This is a genomic window from Hymenobacter sp. M1-2, from assembly GCF_057808495.1.
In genome coordinates, this window is record NZ_JBTYZO010000025.1 from 50,609 (window position 1) to 74,124 (window position 23,516).

16 protein-coding genes are annotated in these 23,516 nt (G+C 57.7%); 7 read left to right on the top strand and 9 right to left on the bottom strand.

What is annotated here, in order from left to right; translation table 11 throughout:
* Nucleotides 1–175 precede the first annotated feature (175 nt).
* Complete coding sequence (locus ACYSMN_RS20860) at nt 176–1,813, top strand: 3-(methylthio)propionyl-CoA ligase (protein WP_488925852.1); 1,638 nt, start codon at nt 176–178, stop codon at nt 1,811–1,813.
* Between the two features lie 206 nt (nt 1,814–2,019).
* Here ACYSMN_RS20860 and ACYSMN_RS20865 read toward each other — a convergent pair whose 3' ends face one another.
* The 4 genes from ACYSMN_RS20865 to nagB all read right to left on the bottom strand — a co-directional run bounded on the left by ACYSMN_RS20865 (nt 2,020) and on the right by nagB (nt 9,906).
* Nucleotides 2,020–3,201 (bottom strand): acyltransferase family protein, encoded by a 1,182-nt coding sequence (locus ACYSMN_RS20865; protein WP_488925853.1) that lies wholly within the window; start codon nt 3,199–3,201, stop codon nt 2,020–2,022.
* Nucleotides 3,202–3,436: 235 nt separating this feature from the next.
* Entirely contained in the window at nt 3,437–4,777 is a 1,341-nt protein-coding gene (locus tag ACYSMN_RS20870) for a RagB/SusD family nutrient uptake outer membrane protein (protein WP_488925854.1), read from the bottom strand.
* A 34-nt stretch (nt 4,778–4,811) separates the two neighbouring features.
* On the bottom strand, nt 4,812–7,862 hold the full coding sequence (locus tag ACYSMN_RS20875; RefSeq protein WP_488925855.1) for a SusC/RagA family TonB-linked outer membrane protein: 3,051 nt from the start codon (nt 7,860–7,862) through the stop codon (nt 4,812–4,814).
* A gap of 121 nt (nt 7,863–7,983) precedes the next feature.
* On the bottom strand, nt 7,984–9,906 hold the full coding sequence (gene nagB, locus ACYSMN_RS20880; protein ID WP_488925856.1) for a glucosamine-6-phosphate deaminase: 1,923 nt from the start codon (nt 9,904–9,906) through the stop codon (nt 7,984–7,986).
* Nucleotides 9,907–10,267: 361 nt separating this feature from the next.
* On the opposite strand from nagB, the gene ACYSMN_RS20885 reads away from it, so the two are divergent.
* From ACYSMN_RS20885 to ACYSMN_RS20905, 5 genes are all read left to right on the top strand, one after another.
* A complete protein-coding gene (locus ACYSMN_RS20885) occupies nt 10,268–13,390 on the top strand; it encodes a SusC/RagA family TonB-linked outer membrane protein (protein ID WP_488925857.1) in 3,123 nt (1,040 codons plus the stop codon).
* 102 nt (nt 13,391–13,492) lie between these two features.
* The gene (locus tag ACYSMN_RS20890) at nt 13,493–15,055 is read left to right on the top strand and encodes a SusD/RagB family nutrient-binding outer membrane lipoprotein (protein WP_488925858.1); all 1,563 of its coding nucleotides are present in this window, start codon (nt 13,493–13,495) and stop codon (nt 15,053–15,055) included.
* 39 nt (nt 15,056–15,094) lie between these two features.
* On the top strand, nt 15,095–16,393 hold the full coding sequence (locus ACYSMN_RS20895) for a hypothetical protein (RefSeq protein ID WP_488925859.1): 1,299 nt from the start codon (nt 15,095–15,097) through the stop codon (nt 16,391–16,393).
* A 96-nt stretch (nt 16,394–16,489) separates the two neighbouring features.
* On the top strand, nt 16,490–16,927 hold the full coding sequence (locus tag ACYSMN_RS20900; protein WP_488925860.1) for a Fur family transcriptional regulator: 438 nt from the start codon (nt 16,490–16,492) through the stop codon (nt 16,925–16,927).
* Nucleotides 16,928–17,064: 137 nt separating this feature from the next.
* Nucleotides 17,065–17,511: a lipocalin family protein gene (locus ACYSMN_RS20905; RefSeq protein ID WP_488925861.1), complete on the top strand. Its 447-nt coding sequence runs from the start codon at nt 17,065–17,067 to the stop codon at nt 17,509–17,511.
* 160 nt (nt 17,512–17,671) lie between these two features.
* Here ACYSMN_RS20905 and ACYSMN_RS20910 read toward each other — a convergent pair whose 3' ends face one another.
* The 5 genes from ACYSMN_RS20910 to ACYSMN_RS20930 all read right to left on the bottom strand — a co-directional run bounded on the left by ACYSMN_RS20910 (nt 17,672) and on the right by ACYSMN_RS20930 (nt 22,533).
* Nucleotides 17,672–19,423 (bottom strand): glycoside hydrolase family 10-like protein, encoded by a 1,752-nt coding sequence (locus ACYSMN_RS20910; RefSeq protein WP_488925862.1) that lies wholly within the window; start codon nt 19,421–19,423, stop codon nt 17,672–17,674.
* A 156-nt stretch (nt 19,424–19,579) separates the two neighbouring features.
* Nucleotides 19,580–20,218: a M15 family metallopeptidase gene (locus ACYSMN_RS20915; protein WP_488925863.1), complete on the bottom strand. Its 639-nt coding sequence runs from the start codon at nt 20,216–20,218 to the stop codon at nt 19,580–19,582.
* 5 nt (nt 20,219–20,223) lie between these two features.
* Nucleotides 20,224–21,519: a serine hydrolase gene (locus ACYSMN_RS20920; protein WP_488925864.1), complete on the bottom strand. Its 1,296-nt coding sequence runs from the start codon at nt 21,517–21,519 to the stop codon at nt 20,224–20,226.
* A gap of 279 nt (nt 21,520–21,798) precedes the next feature.
* The gene (locus ACYSMN_RS20925) at nt 21,799–22,071 is read right to left on the bottom strand and encodes a hypothetical protein (RefSeq protein WP_488925865.1); all 273 of its coding nucleotides are present in this window, start codon (nt 22,069–22,071) and stop codon (nt 21,799–21,801) included.
* Between the two features lie 42 nt (nt 22,072–22,113).
* Nucleotides 22,114–22,533: a hypothetical protein gene (locus ACYSMN_RS20930; protein WP_488925866.1), complete on the bottom strand. Its 420-nt coding sequence runs from the start codon at nt 22,531–22,533 to the stop codon at nt 22,114–22,116.
* A gap of 44 nt (nt 22,534–22,577) precedes the next feature.
* On the opposite strand from ACYSMN_RS20930, the gene ACYSMN_RS20935 reads away from it, so the two are divergent.
* A complete protein-coding gene (locus ACYSMN_RS20935; RefSeq protein WP_488925867.1) occupies nt 22,578–23,435 on the top strand; it encodes a hypothetical protein in 858 nt (285 codons plus the stop codon).
* The last annotated feature ends 81 nt before the right edge of the window (nt 23,436–23,516 follow it).

The window sequence follows — 23,516 nt, forward strand, 5'->3', positions numbered from 1 at the left end:
GCTTATTCCGCCTCATTCGAGAAGCCTCGGTCTAATGGTCGGGGCTTTTTTGTTTCTCTCAGTGTTTCGCAGGGTTAGGCGCAGAGATTCGCAGTGTCAGGCAATGGGAGCAGAGAATCTTACGTGGAATAACGGGTACAAATTCCTAGCTTAAAGGCCCACCAACGCTCTTCCCATGCTAGGATTAATGATGAACGAGCCTCTGCGCATCGCAGGGCTGCTGGAATACGTCGCCAAGTGGCATTCTGATACTGAAATTGTGTCGCGCCTGCCCGAGGGGGTGTTGCACCGCTACACGTACGCTGGCCTGAGCCAGCGCAGCAAGCAGCTGGCCAATGCGCTGGTTGGTCTGAGCGTGAGTATTGGCGACCGGGTGGGCACCTTGGCCTGGAACACGCACCGCCACTTGGAGCTATATTATGCGGTGTCGGGCAGCGGGGCCGTGTGCCATACCATCAACCCGCGCCTGTTTCCCGAGCAGCTCGTCTACATCATCAACCACGCCCAGGACCGCGTAATTTTCTTCGATCTTACGTTCCTGCCCCTGGTGGAAAAACTGGCGTCGCACTGCCCGCTGGTGAAAGACTGGGTGCTAATGACGGACCGCGCCCACATGCCCCAAACCCCGGAAGGAGAGACCAGTAATCTGCCCAACCTCCGCTGCTACGAAGACCTGCTGGCGGCCGAGTCGGCGGAATACGAGTGGCCCGTGTTCAACGAAAATACGGCGTCTTCGCTCTGCTACACCTCCGGCACCACCGACCAGCCCAAGGGCGTACTCTACTCCCACCGCTCCACGTTGCTCCACTCCTACGCCGCCTCCCTGCCCGACTGTTTCAACTGCTCGGCCCGCGACGTCGTCTTGCCGGTGGTGCCCATGTTTCACGTCAATGCCTGGGGCATTCCGTACGCGGCGCCGCTCAATGGCTGCAAGCTCGTGCTGCCCGGCCCCGGCCTGGACGCGGCTAGCTTGTACGAGCTATATGAGACGGAAGGGGTCACGTTTACGGCTGGCGTGCCCACCATCTGGTTTGGGCTGCTGACGTTTATGCGGGAGAAAAAACTGCAATTCACCACGCTCCGGCGCATGATTGTGGGTGGCGCCTCGTGCCCACCAGCTTTGTTAAAAGCATTCGATGAGGAGCTGGGCGTGCAGATCCGCCACGCTTGGGGCATGTCGGAGACTTCGCCGCTGGGCACCGTCTGCACGCTCAAAACCAAGCACCTTAAGCTCAGCGAAGACGAGCAGTTCGCCATTGAAACCAAGCAGGGTCGCGCCATCTTCGGCATCGACCTGGAAATAGTGGACGATACCGGCCACCCCCTACCCCACGACGGCCACGCCTTCGGCGACTTACTCGTGCGCGGCCCCTTCGTCGTGGCCGACTACTTCCGCGCCGAAACGCAAGGCCAACTCACCGCCAGCGGCTGGTTCCGCACCGGTGACGTCGCCACCATCGACCCCGACGGCTTCGTACAGATTACGGACCGCTCCAAAGACGTCATCAAATCAGGCGGCGAGTGGATTTCGAGCATCGAACTGGAAAACCTGGCCGTCGCCCACCCCCAAGTAGACGAAGCCGCCGTCATCGGCGTGCCCCACCCGAAATGGAGCGAAAGGCCCCTGCTAATCGTCGTCCGCAAACCTGACGCCACCGTAACCAAGGAAGAACTCTTGGCTTTTTACGACGGCAAAGTAGCCACCTGGTGGAAACCCGACGCCGTAGAATTCGTGAATGAGCTACCCCACACCGCCACCGGCAAGCTCCTCAAAACCAAACTCCGCCAAGATTTCGCGGGCTATTCTTTCTGATCACGGATTGGCACGGATTTAAGCGAATTTCACGACTTTCGGATCACGGATGAGCACAGATTTTAACGGATTGCACGGATTTCGTGGGCGACACTAATTCCGTCTAAATATGCCAAAACCAGCAGGACTTGCCATAAGGCAAGTCCTGCTGGTTTTAATCGTCCACAAAATCCGTGCAATCCGTTAAAATCCGTGCTAATCCGTGATCAGACCTTAATAATCACGCCTTTCTTGTACATCACCCACAACACGCCCAGCCAGATAAGCACGCACGTGATGGCACCGGCTAGAGAAGCGTTGATGGGGCTTAAATAAGGTGTAAAGAAGGTAGTGTACATCCACGTTTTCAAAGCCACCGGAGTGCCATCAGCACCGGGCACTTTGATAAAGTTGAGCGTTTTGGCGACGATGCCAGAGAGGAAGAATACGGTAATGGCGTTGACCCCGTAGGCTAGGGCGGGTTTGGTCCACCAGCCGCGGTAGCCCTGCACGTCCGTAAGCCAGTAAAGACCAGCTAAGGAAGCCATAGCAAGGCCGCCGGTGTAGAGCACGTAGGAACTGGTCCAGAGGCTTTTGTTGATGGGAAACCAGCTATTCCAAATCATTCCTAGAATGATGACCCCGGCTCCAGCTACGAACAGCCACGCCACCCGCGCAGCTGGCTCCACGTCTTTACGGCGCAGCCACTGGGCTGTCAGCATCCCGAGCAGGCCGGTACCCACGGCGGGCAATGTACCGAGCAACCCCTCCGGGTCCCAGGTGCGGCTGCTTTTCCAGAGGTGGTTTTCGGTGAAGACGAGCCTATCCAGCCAAGCACCAAGGTTGGTACCGGCTTCAATATTGGCCGCACCGAAGCCAGGCACCGGCACCACTTGCAGGAGTACATTGTAGATCACCAGCACCAACGCCAGCAGCCCCAGCTGCTGCCGGCGCGTGGTCTTCAGAAACAGCACCCCGCACACCAGAAACACCCACGAGATACGCGCCAGCACTCCCGGAATCCGCACTGTATCAAACTCGAACTTCGGGTATAGCGCCCCCAACAGCCCCAAGCCAAATAAGATGGCCGAGCGTTTGAGAATCCGCGCCATTGTGCGGCCGTGCGTGGCTGGCTGCCGCCGCGCCGAGTCGAGCGCATACACGATGCTCACCCCCACAATGAACAGAAAAAACGGAAAAATGAGGTCCGTGGGCGTGCAGCCATGCCAGTGCGCGTGCTCCAGCGGCGCGTAAATGTGGCCCCAGTCGCCAGGGTTATTCACCAATATCATCGCCATCACAGTGAGCCCCCGAAACACATCAAGCGAAACGAGGCGCGCCGGCTGCGAAGCCTCAGCCAACGGCATCGCACCAGTGGTTTCTACAGCGGCTTGGGTAGTGGTTTGCATGGGGTGGAGTGGGGCGATGTGAAAAGTTATGAAGGGTATCGCTCCAAGTGAAGATCGAGGCACTATTTATCACCCAGAAGTTTCGCGTTAGCAAAATCAAGATACGGTAACAAGAAGAACGCCATGCTAGACGCAGGACTAAGCACTCGACCATGTTACTGGAATACACTTCCAGCGAACTAGGCCATGTGCTTTTACTGCGCTCAGCATGACGTTTTCAGTCTATCAAAGCAACTCAGATCGCAGGATCGGCGGGTGTATTGGGGTTGTTTACACGCTCCTGCTGGGGGTAAGGGTAAAAGTTACGGTTGCGCTCCGTTAAATTAGCTGGTGGGGTTGGACGGCCGAAGCGGCGGCTATCTTCCAGTCGTTGCCCGCTCAGAAACAGTTCGGCAGAGCGCTGCTTGTATACTTCTAGCAGCAAGGACTCTACTGTTTGCGGACCGCTATAAGCAGGTAGGTTAGCATGGACGTTGAACAAGTCACCAGTAGCCTGGGTACGCACGGCGTTGATGTCAACCAAGGCAGCAGGAATGTTAGGGGTAGCAGCTCGTAAATTGGCCTCAGCCCGTATTAGACGCATTTCATCGGGCTGGTATGCCGGAATAGATGTGCTAACTGTGCCAAAGAAGCCAGCCAACGACCGAATGTTGTCGGTACTTCCATTTTCTGTATTGCGCACCACGGGTCCGGTCAGGTAGAAAGCCAAGCGGCCGTCGCCAACTTCCAGCAGATTAGCCGACAAACCAAAGTTTTCGCGAGGGCGAAAGTTGGTGCCCGCTAGAATAGTGAACTGAAATACTGGGTTTGGATTTTGAGCTGAGTAGGTGAACTCGGAGCGTACAGACAGGTTGACAAGGTTAGCGGCGGCGAGGGCAGCAGCGTAGTTGCCGGCTCGCAGGTTGAAGCGGGCACGGTAGGCTTGCACAGTATTGGGCAGGTTGAAGGCCGTGCCTAGCACCGTAGTGTTGAACTCGGCCGAGGGAGGATTAGCTGCCAACGTCTCAGCGGCTAGATCGAGCAGGCGGATGCTCTCAGCCAGCAGTTCCTGACGTGGGACAAAAGTAGGGGTGCCATCGACGGCCGTCAGCGGCCCCTGTTCGAAGCCCGAAGCTACTCCTGCCAGCGCGGCAGCTTTGAACAGATAGGCGTGTGCCAGTACACCACTGCGAGTGGGCGCATCGGCGGCTAGCACTCCCGGCGCGGCTCCAATCAGTTGATCGGCCGTGCGAATAACACGGTAGTTGCGCGCGAACAGGGCCGAGGTATTTGCATTATTAGGCGAAAGCTGCGGTCCACCTTGCTCCAGCTCCGTGATGTTGAAAAACGTCGTGATGCCTTTCACCTCGCGGGCCGTAGTTCCGGTAGTGAGAATAATAGGCTCCAGAGCCTGAGTGGAGTACACCTGGCGCAAGCCCACACTCAACGCTAGTAGGCCCTCACGTGAGCTAAGCGTGTCCTCGTCCGAGGCCGCGTTGGGATTGGGCAGATCTATGTCGCATCCGCTCAGCAATGTTAGCAGCATCAGTAGCGCCGCGAAGCTGGCAACCGGCAGTTTTAAGGAAATGGATTTCATGTTCTTGAAGAATAAAAGTCAGAAAGCCACTCCCTTAGAATGTGGCGTTGAAGCCCACCGATACCGAGCGTGGAATGGGCACCTCCACGAAGTCGAAGCCGCGCACAGCGTTGCTCTGGCCGGCGGCGTTCACTTCCGGGTCATAGCCGGTATAGTCCGTGAACACGAGGAGGTTGCGGCCAGCCACGCTCAGGCGCAGATCGCGCAGGCCTAGTGCTTTGGGCTTAATAAGGAAGCTAAGGGAAACCTCGCGTAGCTTCACAAACGAGCCGTCTTCTACCCACTTTTCGAAGGTGTTGTAGGCAGCGGTGCTAGTGCCTTTAGGCACTTCGCCACGTAGTTCGGCCTCATAGCCAGCCAGTCCGCCGAAGATATCGCGAGTGCCCACGCGCTTAGTGAAGTTAAACACGTCGAAATCTTGTTGCGTGTCGAACTGCACCCGAAACGTAAGACGGTCGTTGAGTAAATTCACTTCGTTGATAAGGGAGGCGATATACTTTGGATTGGGGTCGCCAACAACCCCATTTAGAAGCGCACCTGAAGGCTGACCATCAGCCCCCCGTTGCGGTGTATTAGCTTGTCCAAAGTTGCCTTGAATGCCGCGCTCCCGCTGAGGCAAGCCAGCCGGCGTTAGCAGCAGTGAACCATCGGGATTACGGGCCGAGTAAGTGCCGTAGTACGTGCCCAGTGGTTGGCCTTCTACAGCCGCCACGAGCCCGAAACCATCAGGGAAAGTAACCAGCCCGTTGGGGATGTTGGTAATTTTGTTGCGGTTGGTGGTGAAAGTACCCGTTACCGTCCAGCGCACAGCAGGAGCCTGCACTGGTACGGCTCGTAGCAGCAGTTCCACGCCACGGTTAGTGAGCAGGCCAACATTGTCGAACTGGAAAGAGAAACCACTGCTGAAATTGAGGTCACGGCGCAGAATAAGGTCGCTCACGCGCTTGTTGTAGTACGAAAATTCAAACCCTAGTCGGTCGTTGAGCGCGCTTAGGTCAACACCCACCTCAAATTCTTCCTGGCGTTCCGGTCCTAAGTCTGGATTGCCTTGTAGAGTATTGGCCAGCAGACCTGGTACCGAGCCAGCCACCACGGGGTCGAAGTTGGTGAAGCGCTGATAAGCACCGATAGCTGTTAGGTTGCCGGCTTGCCCGTAGGAGCCCCGCAGCTTCACTTGTGGCAGCACCCGACTTAGCGCACTCTCTTTCCAGAAGTTCTCGTCTGACAACACGTAGGACGCCCCCGCTTTATAATAGGTTTGAGTGCGGTTGTTGGCGCCGTAAATGGAACCCTCATCCACACGGACGGCGCCAGTTAGAAACAGGCGGTTGCCGAGGCCTAACGTCTGCTGCAAAAACGCCCCACGAATAGTGCGCTCCGTGCGCTCCTCTCCCGCTACCGCAGTGCCATTAGCACTGATTTGCACTACGGGCGAGAGATTTACGCCTCGGTTATTAAGACTGAAGGTCTGATCCGACTGCAACGTGCCACCTGCAGTAGTGGTGCTGGCCAGCCACGGCGTAAAGTCGCGGCGGTAGCTTAGTGTTAGGTCGTTGTTAGTGAGCAGAGCCGTGCGGTCGGCCCGGCGAGCATAGCCAGCCGTGTAAGTGGGGGCTGTGCTGCCTACCGGGATGAAGCCCGTGCCAATTTGCGTGCTAGCATCGTAGCCAAGCACGTAGTCTATGGTGAAGCCCACGAAAGGTGTCAGATTCAACTGTACGTCACCAATAAAGCGGGAAGTACGCTGTCGAAAGTCGAAGCGGTTGATGGCTTCGAGCGGATTAGTGCGGGCAATGTTGCGTGCCGTGCTAGGGTAGCGCCCGGTCACGGGGTCAGGATTAGGGTCGATGTCGTTGTTGGAAAAGACAAAACCCGTCAAGGCGCCGTAAGCTTCAATTATTCCCCCATTTGGCACATCCCGGCTTTGGCTCAGCGTGTAAGCAGCACCCGCGCTCAGGCTAACTTTGCTACCTAGTGTCTGCTGCACCCGCACCCGTCCGCCGCCACGGTTGAAGTCGGTATTATCAATAATTCCCTGATTACGGAAGTAGTTGCCAGAAGCAAAATACTTGGTGCCGCCATTGCCACCCGACAGCGACACATAATTGTCGGTGCCTACCGCAGTGCGAAAAATCAAATCCTGGTAGTCGTAGCGCTGCACCGGTTCCTGGGTCAGGTCGGCATTGTTGGTGTTCGCAAACCGGAATGGGTACTGATTGTAATCGAGCTTTTTACGCAGCTCCGAAACTAGAAACTGCGACGACACTGTGACCTGCGGCGCGCCGTCACGGCCACGCTTCGTGAAAATCTGCACCACGCCGTTGGAAGCTCGTGAGCCGTAGATAGCTGCAGCGGCCGCCCCTTTAATCACCTCGATACGTTCAATGTCATTAGGTGAAATGTCTACGAGTCGATTCTGGGCCGAGCCACCTAGGTCGAGCAGTTGGGGCGAATCGTTGTTGACGAGTACCCCATCAATGATGTAAAGCGGATCAGAAGAGCCGGCTACGGTACTTGGTCCGCGTAGCCTTATCGAAATGCCACCAGCAGGGTTGCCTGAATTTTGCGTGATTTGTACCCCCGAAAATTTTCCTTGCAACGCTTGGTCAATCTGAGTAGGCACGGTTGTCAGCAGCTCGGCAGCCTGTACCGTGGCAATAGTGTTGCCCAGCTGCCGCTTGCTGGTGGCCACCGACGTACCAGTCACTACCACATCGTTGAGCCGCACCAAGTCTTCGGCCAAGCTTACGGTGGGCACAGTCACGGTGGTTTCCGTGCCCAGCACCAGAGACTGTTGCTGCGGCCGGTAGCCCACCGACGATATCTCGAGCGTATAGGTACCAGGGCTAAGGGTGGCTCCCAACTCGAAGTTGCCGCCAGTTACCGAGGCCGTACCAAGTACGGTGTTAAGTACCCGCACCGTGGCACCGGGTATCCCAATCCCCGCAGCATCATTAATGCGCCCACGCAGGATGTAGCGCGAGGTTTGGGCAGTCGCGGAGGCTCCAGTCAGTAGCAAGAGCAGCCCGACCAGCAATTGCTGGGCCAAGTAGCGGCGACTTAGTTTACAGTAGAAGTAAAACATTAAATAGGGAAAAAGGTGTGGGAAAAAGCACCGACAAAATGCGGGGACGGAAAGTAATAAAGCTCTACCACATTCTGTGAAAATTTGGTGTTCAGTTACAAGTGCAGAAGGTGAAAAGATCCTAAAAATGCCAACGCACGAAAGCCTCAATGCCTTCGTATTCTGGCAAGCCTAGCTGGTCGTAGATGCGGGCAGTAGTGCGGTTTCGTTCCTCAGCACGTTGCCAGAACTCGCGCTGGTCGGCGCCGGGGAAAAGGGGCCGGTCTTTCTGCGACTGGTGCTTGAAGATGGCGCGGCGCTTGCGCGTCAGTTCCTCGGGACTCAGGGGCACAGCCATTTCGATTTGGGCGATGTCCCACTCCTGCCAAGCGCCGCGGTAGAGCCACACCCAGCAGTCGGCGAGCCACTCGGTACCGGAGGCTTTGAGGCGCTGTACGGCCTGCATAATGGCGGCTAGGCACACACGGTGCGTGCCGTGCGGGTCGCTTAGGTCGCCGGCGGCGTAGATCTGCTGGGGCTGAATGCGGTTGAGCAGCTCCATCGTGAGGCGGATGTCTTCGTCGCCGAGGGGTTTTTTGCGCACGCGCCCAGTTTCATAGAAGGGCAAGTCCTGGAAGTGGGCTCGCTCATCGGGGTCGAGGCCGGCATAACGCAGGGCACTTTTGGCCTCGCCGCGCCGGATCAGACCTTTAATTTGCTGCACTTCAGACGCATCTACCTGGCCGGGTTGCTTGCTGCGCAGTGCTTCGGCCACGCGGCGGTACATGGTTTCGGCGGGCTGCTCACCTACCAAGCTGAATGCCTCGTCGTACTCAGCCACGAAATCGGCGAAACGAATGGCTTCATCATCGAAGACGGCAATATTGCCGGAAGTCTGGTACGCTACGTGTACTTCGTGGCCTTGGTCCACGAGCCGTAGTAGCGTGCCGCCCATCGAGATTACGTCGTCGTCGGGGTGGGGCGAGAAGATGAGTACGCGCTTGGGGAAAGGCTCGGCGCGCTCTGGGCGGTAGGTGTCATCGGCATTGGGTTTGCCGCCGGGCCAGCCGGTTATAGTGTGTTGCAGCTCGTTGAAGACCCGAATATTAATAGTGTAGGCTTGGCTGGATTCGGCCAGCAAGCCGGAGAGGCCGTTTTCGTTGTAGTCTTCGTCGGTAAGCTTGAGGATGGGCTTTTCGAGGCGGCGACCCAGCCAGGTTACGGCTTTGCGCACTAGAGCCGCGTCTTGCCAGTCGCAGGCTTCGCCCGCCAGCCAGGGCGTTTTGTGGGGGCTCAATTCGGCGGCGGCGGCTTCATCGAGCACCACCTGCACGGCGGGGTGGTGCTGTAGATAAGTGGCCGGCACGGTGTCGGTTGGCTCACCTTCTACCATACGCTTCACCACTGCCGCTTTGCCCTCGCCCCAAGCCAGCAGCACCACGTGGCGGGCTTTCAAAATAGTGCCTACCCCCATCGTAATGGCGCGGCGCGGTACGTTTTCTTCCCCGTAGAAGTCAGAAGCGGCGTCGGTACGCGTGATATGGTCGAGGGTGATGAGGCGGGTGCGGGACTGGGCGCCGGAACCGGGTTCGTTGAAGCCAATGTGGCCGGTGCGGCCAATGCCGAGCAGTTGCCAGTCGATGCCGCCGGCTTCTTTTATTTGCTCCTCGTAGCGACGGCAGAATTCGGCTACCTGGTCGGCGGGCACGGTGCCGTCGGGGATGTGCACGTTTTCGGGCCGGATGTCGATGTGGTCGAACAGATACTCGCGCATGAACCGCACGTAGCTTTGCAGCGAGTCGGGGGCCATCGGGAAGTACTCGTCAAGGTTAAAGGTGACGACGTTTTGAAAGCTGAGTCCTTCTTCGCGGTGCAGGCGCACCAGTTCCTCGTACACTCGGGTTGGCGACGAGCCCGTGGCCAGTCCTAACACAGCCGGGCGGCCTTCCTGGGCGCGCTGCCGGATGAAAGCGGCTAGCTCCTGCGCCACCTGCACGGAGGCTTGCTCGGAATCGGGAAAGACGCGCACCGGGACGCGGGCTGCGGGCGTAGAGACGACGGACATACGACGGACGGGAAGTTGGAAAGAGTGGAGAATGGTGAGGCCGGGGAAAGTTGCGGCTTTACCCGCAGCCTTCCAAATTAAGTCGGCACTAGAAAATACCATATATAGTTTGCGCCTGTCGCGCGGCTTTCTAGCTTTAGCAGGGATTTTTGCTATTGTTTCCAGCAAAAATGCGTGCTTGCACTTCCCTTCGCGCTGATTTTCCTTTGCTTCCCACACCTTTTTTCAATGAAAACAACCTTTCTCTGTTGTTTCGAGCCAGCAGCAACCACCACGCTTTTCCGGCCGGAATCCTACTGCGTCTAGCAGCCGGATTCCGGCCGTGTGCTTTTCTTCCTTTCCACTCTCATTTCACTCTCGCATGAACAGACTCTACCTATTGCTTCTGATCCTGGGTGTACTGCTCGCCCCACCGGGCCAGGCGCAGGATCTGCGCACCATCACGGGCACCGTAACCGGCGCCACCGACCGCTCTCCCTTGCCCGGCGTAACGGTACTCGTGAAAGGCACCACCACCGGCGCCAGCACCGGCTCCGATGGCCGCTACACAGTACAGGCCGCTCCCGGTAGCACACTCACCTTCAGCTTCATTGGTTACACCACCCAAGAGCGCGCCATCGGCGACGATACCACGATTGATATCAGCCTAAAGGAAAATACCACCGAGTTGAAGGACGTGGTGGTTACAGCCTTTGGCATTAAGCAGGAGCGCCGCCAGATCAACTATGCGGTGCAAGAAGTACGGAGTAAGGACATCATCGAGTCGCGCCAGACGAACATCGTAAATGCCTTGCAGGGAAAAGTAGCAGGCGTGCAGATCACTAGCTCCGGCGGTGGAGCTGGGGAAGGTGCCTCCATCGTGATTCGAGGTGGCAACTCACTCGATGGCGATAATCAGCCACTGTTCGTGATTGATGGCATCATCATGGATAACTCATCATTTGTGGAGAGCACCTCGCCTGGCGGTGGCTCCGCATTCAACGGTCTTTTAGGCCGCTCTGTGGGCTCCACCAACCGCGCTTCCGACCTCAACCCGGAAGATATTGCAAGCCTAACGGTACTTAAAGGCCCGGCCGCGGCATCGCTGTACGGCCTCCGAGCTGCCAATGGAGCCGTCATTATTACAACCAAAAAAGGAGAAGCCGGACGCACTAGTATTAGTTACCGCACGCAGTTTTCAGTGGATGAAGTGAACCGCCTACCTAAGCTGCAAGACCAATACAAGCAAGGAGTAAATGGTGTATTCGATTCCAATACCCGCAATTCATGGGGGCCACGCTTCACTGAGGGCGAAACAGTGTATAACAACTTGGGTGACTTCTACCAGAAAGGCACTTCCTTTCAAAACTACCTTACTATGTCGGGCGGTAACGAGAAAGCCACATTCCTGCTGTCGGCCTCACACCTTGACACCAAAGGCATAACTCCACGTAGCCAGTACGACAAATCCACCTTACGGGCGGCTGGCACAGTACAGCTCTCGCCGCGCATCAGTGCTTCGGGCTCGGCGCAGTACTTGAACTCAGGCGGCGAGCGGCCATTGCAAGGGCCTGGTCTGTTTGAAGGCCTCGGTGGCTATCTAGTAAGCTTGTTGAACTGGCCCCGCAACGATGATGCCCGCAACTATCTCAACCCCAACGGTACCCCTCGGCGCTTGATTACGGGAGTAGGTATTTCGGAAGCAGATAATCCTTACTTCACGGTGGAGCGTAACCCGCAGACCGACCGCACGAACCGTCTTATTGGCAACGCGCAACTTAGTTATTCGCCCGCTAAGTGGGCTACACTTAGCTACAACCTTGGCACCGATCTATACACGGAGAAAATAAGCTCCGTACGGGCCGTAGGCACCACGCTGCCAAACAACCAAAACGGTGGCATTGCCGAAACCACCAACTTCAACCGCCTACTCAATTCCAACTTCCTGGCTACGTTCACACACCAGTTAAATGAACGTATTGGGGGCTCGGTTATCTTGGGTAATACTATTGAGCAAAGCAAACTGGAGGCTACTGACATAGTAGGGCTTATTTTCCAGAATCCATCTTTTGTGGGTATCAACAACACGGTGAACCGCAATGCTCTAACTACAAATACCACTCGCCGCCTAGTTGGTAATTTTGCCCGCCTTAGCCTCGACTTTTTTCAACAGATAAGCTTCGAGCTGAACGGCCGCTACGACATCACTTCTACCCTCCCCCGGCCATCCGAAAGCAAAAATTTTGGGCGTGGCTTCTTTTATGGTTCGGCGGCGCTAGGCTGGGAAATCACCCGTACGCTCGGCCTCGACCAAAACCGTGTTCTGAACTATGCTAAGCTTCGCGCTTCGGTGGCCGAAGTAGGTAAGGATACAGGCCCTTATCGTGTGGAGTCACCGCTGGCCCAGTCTACCTATATCGGGGGTGGCTTTCGGCAAGGGTTTTTCGGTGCGAATCCCGACCTCAAACCTGAACGCACTCGCTCCTATGAGGGCGGTATTGACCTGCAGTTCTTTCAGAATCGCTTGGGCTTAGACGCAACGTACTATTATCAGGAAACGCGCGACCAGCTCATTAGGCCGCGGGTAAGCCAGGCTTCAGGCTTCATCCTACAAACCATCAACGGCGGCGTAGTCACGAATGAAGGGCTCGAAATAGCCTTGCGCGGCACGCCAGTGCGCACTAATAGCGGTTTTAGCTGGGATGTGCTGGTCAACTTCTTCCGCAATGAAAACATTGCGAAGGAGTTGCCTAGCTTCTTGACTGAAGTAAACCAGTCGGATGCCTGGCCAATTAACGTGGCACGTGGCAGTGCCTTTCCTAACCGCCCTATTGCTTCGGTGGCTGCCGTGGATTGGGCCCGCGTGACGGACCCCAACAGCCCCTATTTCGGCCAGCGCATCATTGAAAGCACCGGCTATCCCTCGCCGGTAGCGGGTACGTTTGTATATGCCGGCGACAGATCCCCGGATTACACTTCACAAATTACAAATACTGTCAGTTACAAAGGCTTGTCTTTGGCGTTTATGTTTGACTTCCGCAAGGGCGGCAAAGTGGTAAACGGCAACGAATGGCAGGCCACCGTCAACGGGCTAAGCGAGCGGACCCTGGACCGCTATAAAACCGCGGTGTTAGATGGGGTGGTGCGTAATGCTGATGGCACGTACTCGCCTAATACGCGTGAGGTTGAACTCACCCAAACCTACTTTCAAAGCAACTTAGGCGGCGTGGGCTTACCCTTTATTGAGGACGGTTCCTGGACGCGCCTGCGCTACGCCACCCTGAGTTATGCACTGCCCGCTGCTTGGTTGGGTAAGTCGGTAGTGAAAGGGGTGGAACTGAGCGTTACGGGCCGCAACCTATTACTGCTTACCAACTACTCCGGCGCCGATCCTGAAACCTCCGCGTCAGGATCTGGAGTGCGTGGCGGCGGCTCTGGTGGCTTCGATTACGGCAACGTGCCCGCCACTAAAGGAGTGGATATGGGTTTGCGCGTGAACTTCTGATTGTTGAATTCTAGGATGGTTGAAGGCCGAATGGCGGGTTGTTCTAATGATTTTCTGAATAACCAGCTAAGAAGCCATTAACTATTCTACAACTTAAACTCCATGAAAAAATACTTTCTCTTCCTGGGGCTGCTGCTGAGCAGTGGTGTCCTGACCAGTTGTGAGGACTTCCTAGACGTAAACACAGACCCCAATAACCCGGTGGCGGCCACGCCTAATTTCCTATTGCCCGGCGCTATTTCACAGAGCTTTCAGCAGCAGATGTTCACTGCTCTCACTACCTCTTACTTAGCGCAGCACGTAGTACGCCGTGTTCCGGCTAGCAGCACCGACCAATATGTGCTGACTACTGGCAACGGCAACAATACCTTCAATTACCTGTACTTCTACACCGCTGGCAACGTGCGCGAGGCCCTGGAGACGGCGCAGCAGGAAGGTTCGGTATACTATGTGGGTGCCAGCAAAATCATTTTGGCGCAAGCTTTAGCCCACGCCACCGATATGCTAGGCGATATACCATACTCGGAAGCCTTCCAGGGCGCAGCCAATTACACGCCCAAATACGATTCGCAGGAGCAGATTTACCAAACGGTTAATACCTTGCTCGACGAGGGTATTGCGGAAATGAGCAAGCCGGAATCCGAAAATTTCCGGCCATTGTACATCACTTCACCCAGCATCAGCGGAGATATCTTGTACCGCGGTGATCGGCAAAAGTGGATTCGACTGGCTAATTCGCTGAAAGCCCGCCAGCTCAACCACCTTAGCAGGAAAAGCTCTTACAACCCGCAGCAGATATTGGACTTGGTAGACCAAGGCTTCGCGAGCAGCGCCGATGATGCCCAGATTCAATTTCAGGCAGCAGCGGCCCCGTTAACGAGCACCACCAATATTTTTGGAGTGACGCGGGCCAACTTTGCAGGAGCTACCTACTCCACTAACTTGGTTAGGTACTTGAATGGCAATGCCACTGGCGCCGCTTACTCCGGCGTGATAGATCCACGCTATAGCATCATGGCTACCACATTGAGCGTGGGCGCAGATCCAGGTGTGGGTGGCGGTACGCCTATTGCTACCACCAGCGGTGCCTCCGATTTTTACTTCAGCTGGTACGCCCGCGACCTTGGCACCTTCGAAACCATCACTTATCATGAGCTGAAGTTTATTGAAGCGGAGGCTGCGTTCCGGGCCGGAAACCGCACCCGCGCACTGGCTGCTTACAAAAAGGGAATTGAGGCACACATACGCAAGATTGGGGCAGGCGGCTCCAACGCCGTGCCAGCCGTAACCTTTCCAGTGCTCACTGATCAGCAAATTACTGGCTACCTCAGCAGCACGGCCGTAGCGCAGAACGAAAGTCAGCTCGACTTGAAGCGCATCATGGAGCAGAAATATATTGCCCTGTTCATGAACCCGGAAGCGTGGACGGATTTGCGTCGCTTTGACTTCGACCCCGCTATTTTTCCCAACCTGCGCTATCCGGTAGGCGCCCCGGCGTTCCTATCCAACCAAGCCGATTTTAAGAACCGGTTTCCGCGTCGCTTACTGCCGGCCCTTACCGAAACGCAATATAACCCGCAAAACGTGGCCACCATCTATGCTTCCGTTGGGGCTACCACCGACAACGAATACATTCTTAAGCCCGTGTGGTGGGACCAGCCGTAAGAGCTTGGCCTTGTCTCTTCTCTTAGCTAGATAACGACCATGAAAACGACCTATTTCCGCCGCAGCGCCCTACTGTTGGCCCTTGCAGTGCCCTTGCTGGTAAGCTGCGAGGAGGATCTGGACACCTACTACCAGGTGGTTGGGGAACAAGTACCCACTTTCCTCAACAACAACTTTAGCACGGCCACCAAATATGCTTCCGGAGAGGTGGTGCCGTTTGAGTTACAGTTCGTCAAGCAGACGTCGCCCATACAGGAAATCCGCTTCTATCAAAAGGTGGAGCCCAACCGCGACTCAGTGCTGATAGCGACTGTTCCGTATAACGACTCGCTCTTTTCCAAGCGTCGCCAAATTGATACTCTCGTGGTAGGCTTTCGGGTACCCAATGGAGCCAACAAAGCCAACGTAAAGCTTGATGCGGTGGTAGTGGCTGCGAATAGCCAGTCGAAGAGCCGCTCCATCAATTTTCGGCTAGCTGAACCTACACCTACCGTGCGTGTTAATTCCGCGACCAACGTCACGGCACCAAGCACTAGCACGCCCGTAGCTGGCGATGTGGTGCGTTACAGTGTATTGCTGAATGAAGGTGGTATTAATACAGCTGCTAGCTTCACTGCCACTGGTACTCTGTACAAGGACCTCGATAGCCTCATCACCTACGTGCGGGTGGGCACCACGGCTGAACGTCGCGTTTCTCGGCAACGGCTGCCGGCTGCCGGCGCCCAAACTGGGGCCGCAACCACCGTGAGCGTAGACGTAACCTTGCCCAGCAGCAGCGAGCCCGTTGTTTATCGATTTGAAGCTAAGACTCGACTTCAAACGATTCCGGCCAGTATACGCACAGCTTCCGCGAGTGCCGCATCTATCACGCTCGGCACTGCTACGGAGCTTGCGCCGGCCCGCACCGTTACGCTCACCTACACCGGCACCACCGGCGGCGACTTAGCGGCGTACGACTTAACTACGTTCACGCCGGTGCCTATAACCGGGCCGGTCACGTCTAAAGACATTGCCATCACTAGCACGGCCAGCAATGCGGTGCGTCTGCAAACGCTCAATCCCACCACCGGCATGCCCACGCCCACTCCTACCCGCTTTGTACGGATTGCGATGGGCGGCGCGGCAGCATTTAATACGGCTACGCTTAACAGCATTCGGCAGACTTATCTGACGGCCACCGCCGCCAACCAGGTCACGCAGCTTGATAATGTAGCGGTGGGTGACGTATTCGTGGCGCGGGTGCGCGGCCTTAACCAGTATGCTATCCTTAGCGTGACCAGCATTAACCGCACCTCTACTACCGATGTCGCCGTTACGCTAGCGGTGAAAGCACTATAACACGGTTGCTAGTTTTCTTTTTCAACGCCACTTCTTCGGGAGTGGCGTTGTTGTTTCTAGGCCAGCACAAGTATTCCTGAATCCGTAATTTTGAGCATGTCTGTTCCCGCCCGTATCACCGAAACTCTGGCCCAGCACGGCTTGCGCGCTACGCCCATCCGGCGGCAGGTGTTGCAGGTGCTGCTCAGCAAAGCGTACGCGCTGTCCAGCAACGACATTGAACAGGCGCTAGGAGCCGAGGGTATCGACCGAATTACGCTTTACCGCACCTTGCGCACCTTTGAGCAGCAAGGCGTTATTCATCGCGTCATCGACGCCACCGATATTATTCGCTACGCCGCGTGCTCCACCGAATGCACCGAGCACACGCACTACGACAACCACGTGCATTTCAAATGCACGAACTGTCAGCACACGTATTGTTTGAACCAGGTGGCTATTCCGCCGGTAGTGCTGCCCAGCCAGTTCCAAGCTGAGCGTAGCGACTACCTTATGTCGGGGGTGTGCAGCCAGTGCCAGAGCGTGACCGTGTAAGCATGTGAAACATGAGCTATGGGGAGTGAGGTATGAGACAGGCGGAGGTTTTCAGAGCTTATTTACAATTGATGTTGACTTTCTCTGGTAGACACAAGTACGCCTCTGCACTACGATGCTTTATACTACTGTTGCCAGTGATACTTGCTACCGGACCGTTGCGGGCGCAGGTGCCGCCTGCTTTGGTGGGCCGCTGGGCGCTTCAACAAATTGCTTACGAAGGCTCGCGGACCATGCCCGATACGCTACAGGAGCAACTATTCCATAGCCCCGCCGCCGATACCAACATCGGCATTACGAAAGGAGAGTTATCGTTAGAGGTGGATTTTCGTCCTGATGGAACCTACACCTACACCACCACTCGCCGAAACAAGACTATCCACACCGAACAGGGCCGCTACGAAGTACGGGGCGGCAAGCTCTACAGCCAAGCCAGCGACACCACCGCCACGCCGCTGTTTGATGGACAGGAAATCGTACAGCTTACCCGCCGCAAACTGCTGCTGCAAAGCCCCTTCCTGCAACCATCTTTGCAAATCTTCGAGCAACTGCTCTACTCCCGCTTACCTACCAAAAAGCCATAGCGGCTCAAGGCGCATGGATAGCAAGGCATAAAGTTTCCGGTGTAGCCATTCACAGAAAGAGTATAGAAGCAGCGAGGCCCCTTGCCTATCACATAAAACTCAAAAGAAAAAGCCGCGGCTCACAGGAAGCAGCGGCTTTTTTTAATAGATATGAGGCTGTTTAACGTTTGCCAAACAGCCGGGCGAAGAAGCCGCGTTTCTTTTTTGTTTTCGTTTTGACTTTGCTGACTGCGCCAGTTGCAGCCGTCGGACGTGTAGTAGCAGGACGTATAGCGGGCGTGGGTGCAGTAGCTATGGGCGCCGGGGCAGATGGCACATTCTCCGGGGTAGCCTGCGCCATCACGATTTCGCCAGGGCGGCCGGTGCTGCGCACGTTCACGGGGCGGCTTTCGTTGTGCAGCCGGTCTACGGCGGTGAGGTAGTAGGCGTAAGAACGACCGAGGCGCGCAGTAGTGTCGGTGAAGACGAGGCCGGTGCCGGGCCGGGGGCGCACTACCGCCAGAATACGGCGCGGGTCGTTGGGGGTGGGCGCCTCGTTTTCGTCAAACCGGTACAAGACGTAGTAGCTGGCTTGGTCACCATCGGCAGCGGCCGGTGAGGGTTGCCAGGTGAGTGTGTTGGTGGGCAGAGACACCGTCAGCACCAAGTTCTGAGCCGGGCGCGGCGGCACGGCATCTAGCCAGGGCATAGTAGGCACCAGCGCGGGGTACCGAAACAGATTTTGCCGCAGCGAATCGGTGGAGTGCAGCGCGTTGACAAGCAGGGATTTCGCGCTGAAGAACACGCTGCCGCTCACTTCGGTGGGGAAAGTCCGGTTCAGGCGCACTTGCCGCGGCAACTCGCGCGGGTTGCGCCAAGCGGTGTCGGCCTTCGTGCTCTCCGACATCCGGTAGGCCCCCTGCCCGATGTAGAGGTGGCGGCCATTGGCGTTGCGGGCCCACCATTCCACCAGCACCGGGTAGCGGGCCACTTTAAACGTGGAGCTCCAGTACAGCTGCGGCAAAATATAGTCGACCCAGCCCTTGCCCACCCATTCCAACGCGTCGGCATACAGGCCGTCGTAGCCCTGAAAAGCTTTGGTATCGGAGCCGCTGGGGTCGGTGGCTTGGTTCCGCCACACGCCAAAGGGCGAGATGCCAAACTTCACCCAACGTTTGGTGCTGCGGATGGAGTCGTGCAAGTCCCGGATGAGTACGTTCACGTTCTGGCGCCGCCAGTCGGGCAACGCTAGGTTGTCGGGGTTGTTTCGGGCGAAGGCGGCCTCGTCGTGGATCACCTGGCCGGGCTCCGGATAGGGATAGAAGTAGTCGTCGAAATGCACGCCATCGATGTCGTAGCGGCGCACCACGTCCAGAATTACGCGGTTGATGTACTGGCGCACTTCGGGCAAGCCGGGGTTGTAGAGCAGCTTGCCGGAGTAGCGCAGAAACCACTCCGGATGCTGCCGGAACGGGTGGTTGGGCGCCAGCTTTCGCGTCACGGAATCTAGGCTGGCCCGGTACGGATTGAACCAGGCGTGAAACTCCATGCCGCGGGCGTGGGCTTCTTCAATGAGAAAAGGCAGCGGGTCGTAGGACGGGTTGGGCGCTTTGCCTTGCGTGCCGGTCAGCCACTTGCTCCAGGGTTCGAGCCTGCTCTGGTAGAAAGCATCGGAAGCCGGCCGCACCTGCACGAACACGGCGTTGATGCCGTTGCGCTGTTGCGCGTCGAGCAGACGGCGGTACTCGCGGCGCTGTTGGTCGGGCGAGAGGTAGCGGGAGCTGGGCCAGTCGATGTTTTCAACCGTTGCAATCCAGACGCCGCGCATTTCCCGCTTGGGGGGCACGTCGGCCGCGGCGGGAGTGGCAGCCAGGAATCTGGTAAACAGAAACAGAAAAAGAGCGAGGCGGCCAGCGGCAAACAATCGAAACATCAGCGCGAAAACGGGGAATCAGCCCGCAAATTACGCAGATAAGTCACCGAAAATCAGTTTGCTTCTATAAAGTAGTGAGACCTAAGTACTGAGTAGTGAGACTTTGTTCAACGCATTGCTTTTTCAGCACTCCACTTTGCGACTCACTACTCCACACTAACGTCCGTCTACTAATTCCGCGAAGGAGATGTCCAGCAAGTCGAACTCACTCCAGCGTCCGAAGTCGAAATGCCACCACTCGCCGGGATAGTTTTGGAAGCCAAACCGCGCCATAGTATCCAGCAGTAACTGCCGGTGGCGGCGCACGGCGGGCGGCACTGGCTCGTAGGCGGCGTGGGCGGCGGGCGTGAGTTCATCGAAGGCGGTGGGCATGGGCAGCGGCTGACCGGAGGCCAAATCCACTAGCGCCACGTCTACGGAGCAGCCGCGGTTGTGGCGGGAACCGCGCCAGGGCGGCGCGGCGTAGGTTTCGTCCTGCACGTGCTCCCAAAACCGCACCGTGACGCTGTAGGGCCGGTACGCATCAAACACTAGCAACCCTGCGCCATGCGAAGCTAAAGCCGCTTGCACCTGGGCCAACGCTTCCGCAGCTGGGCGGCGCAGAAAGGCGGCGGCCACCGGGTAGAGCGGCTCGCCTAGCAGGTTGTTGGCGGTGGCGTAGCGAATATCCAGCTTCAGAGCAGGCACCACCGCCGCTAAGCTCACCAGCTCATTATCGGGTTGCTGCTGCACTTGCTGGCGGTACACGGCCGCCTCGCGCACGACCGGCAGCGGCTCCGGGGCCGATGGTGTCATGGCGTCTAGTTTTCTGTCTTGCGATAGTCGAGTTGGAAACGGCTCAGATTGGGCGGGCGGCGGCGCGGGCGGCGCAGCTCGTAGTCGAGCACGGCGCGGCCCAGGTCGCGCAGGAAGGGAAAGCCGATGGTGTCGTAGTCGTACTTGTCGTCGTTGAGGATGCCGTCGGCGTTGACGTAGATGACGGCGCTGAGCAGAAACTCCACGTGGTGGTCGAAATCTACGACGTAGGCGTTGTCGATAAGGAAGCCGTAGGCCTGCCCGATCTTGTTGAACACCCGCACGCTTGGCGGCAACGGCGCGTTACCGCCCCCGCCCAGCAGAAACTTGGCGTAGGTATCGGGGAAGTGCGCCACGTCGTAGCGCGGGCTGGTGCTTTCGCGCGGCAGCATGGACAGGTAGCGGTATAGAAAGTGGTAATCCTCTTCGGCCAGCTCAAACCGTTGCTTCGCCGGCACCGACGCCGGGAACAGCAGCGCCCGCAGCACCTGCTGCTGCTCGGCCAGCGGAAAATTGTTCTTGCTGCCCAGGTCCAGCGGCTCGTTCACCAGCTTTTCGCCCTGCATGTAGCCGCGCCCGATGCGGAAATCCGTGGCGGTTAGTTTCGGCAGTGGCTGCTCGTTGTAAGCGGCGGGCTGCACGTAGAGGGGCCGCGCCAGGGAAGTATCGGCGTAAAAAGCCAGCGGGTTGGTGTGGCGCGAGCCGGGCTCCTGGTCGCCCACCGACAGGCGCTGAATGAGGCGGCTGCCACGTAAACCCACGCGGCGCAGCTCCTCGTTCAGCTCCCGCTGCCCCACAAACTCGTAGAGTCGATTGAAGGCATCGTTGTCGCTCACGAGCAGCACCTTGCGGATATAGTGCGCAATGCTGGCCCGGCCGTTAGCCGCCGAAGTGTCCCGCGAAACGCGCGTCTGCCCGGCAAAAGCGGAATCGATGCGCAGCGGCGAGTCGGGCGTGAGGCCGGGCACCTGGGCGCGCAGGCGACGGAGCTTTTGCAGGGCCAACGCGGCGGCGGGCAGCTTTACGGTGCTGGCCGGGTAAAAGTAGCGCCGGTCGGAAGCGCCGTACCGGAACGTGCGAAAGCGCGGCTGCCCACTGGCGTCGCGGTTGATCTGAGTGTAGAGAATCTGCACGCGGTACCCCGCCGGGTCGCGCAGGATGCGGCCAAAACGGGCCGTATCCGCACGCAACAGCTTAGGCAGCGGGTTGCCGCTCAGCTGCGCCAGCGCGAGGCCCGGCACTAGCCACGCTGCTCCCAACACCCACAATGTCCTTTTGAAATCAAATGAAAAAGCCCTCATACGGCCGGAAGATAAACTTCTTCCAACGATATGAGCGCTTCGGTCAAATGGCGTAGCAGCAAGGCACTGGTTTAGCAGCTGGCGGCAGTCTTAGCCGACACAGTCGGCGCGACTGCCAGCCGCAGAAGCAGTTTCAGTCTTCAGACTGACCATAAGATGTGAGCCTGTACGCGCCGCTTTGCTCGGTTTCGCAAGTCGGAAGACTTGCTGGGCTCCGTGGCTGGCAGTCTTCGCGCGGCTGCGCCCCGCTCAAGACTGCCGCCAGGTTTTCAGCGTTTTCTATTTGCCGGGGCTGCCGTCGGGGGCGGAGCTGGGGCCGCCTTCCATGCCGTTGGTTTGGCTGGCGTCGCCGTAGTCGCCGCGGATACCGGCGCCGTCGCCCATGTTTTCCTGGGTGCTGGTGGCTTCGGGGTTGCCGCTGGCTTGCGAATCGGGGTCTTCCTGGTTGGGAATCTGGCCCGCGGTGCTGGCCTGCTTGGTCTGGTTGTCAGCGGCGGGGTCTTGCTGCTGGTTCTGTTTGGGGTCAGAATTATTGCTGTGCTCGGTGCTCATACTGATTGGTAGATTAGGCGTGAGAAAATTAAATGGGCGGGCCTACAGCGTTACTTGGCCGGTTTCGCCGCCCGATACGCCCGTGCCAGCGCTGGTGGTGTTGCCGCCCACGTCGCCATCCTGCGCATTGCCGGGCGCATCGTAGTTGGGAGCACCGGAACGGACGCGGGCACCGCTGATGGCCTGGCCGCCTTCGGTGCCGCCGCTGCCAGAATTATCGTCGGCGTTGAGGCCCGTGTCATGGCTGCCAGGAGCCAGGCGGCCCTCGGGCTGACGCTGATCGGATTGGGCGTCGGGTGCTTCGCGCAGGTTGGAAGCGTCGGTGGGTTCTTCGCGGGGAGTGTTCATGGTCGATGAGGCGTAAAGTGGGGAGAGAGCCTGCTTGGCTATACGCACCAGTTCGCGGTGGCGTTGGCCTAGGGCCATATGGAGGAGCATGGTAGTGCCGAGGCTTTTTGCCAACTTAGGGGTTGATTCCGATTTTCTATCTGCTTTTCAGCACCGGCATGTCCGTTCCTTCTTCCTCCAATCCAGAATTTTTCGCCCAGAAAACCGATGCTGAGTTGCTGTTTCTGGCTCAGCACCCAGAATTGTATCATCCTGATCTGGTAAATACCGCCCGCCGCGAGCTGCGCCGCCGGGGCATCAACCCCGACCCTACTCCGGCCGAGCCCCAGCCCATGGGCACTCATCTGCCAGCCTACGAAGACGTGGAAATTTCCCTTTGGCAGCGGCCGGGCGTGTGGGTAGGGGCGCTGGCCGTGCTATTGCTGGCCGGGGTACTCTATTGGTCGAACATGCAGGGTAAACAGCAACAAGCCATTGAGCAGGCCAAGGCTGCCGACTCAGGGCCACCCGTACTGAAAAGCGTTGAGACGCACCTTATTCCTTCGTTCGACTCGCTCACCCGCACCCAGATAGCCGAGGAAATGCGCCAGCTGCCCGCCGCCGAGCGCACCCGCGACACCGCCGCTACCCGCAAGTACAAGCTGCTGGCGGAGCGTTACTGGAAGGCTGAAAATCAGTCTGCCTATCTGCTCGACAAGATAAATACTGCCCAGGCACCCGACTCTGCCCTGCCCGGCCAAACGACCATGGTAATCGAGGAATGGCGCCGGCTCACCAAGGCACTAGTCTATAATCACAGCCTTACGCCCCTGCTGGCGGAACGTATGGACGTGATGCGCCGGGCCGCCTACCTACGCATCGAAATGATGCAGGGCATCGGCGGCCGTTTCGAGGGCGGACTGCCCGTGCTCGACCAGCAGGTAGTAACCCTGCGCGACTCGGCCACAGCCATGCGCGAGGCCTTGCTTGATCGCAAAAAGTGGGAAGCCCGGCTGATGCGTGGCACTTCGCTCTAGGATTTCGGTTGCGGCCAGGCACCGATTGTATCCGCAGAGTATGCCGCTTCTACACAACTGGTGAGCTTGGCTACAATGACA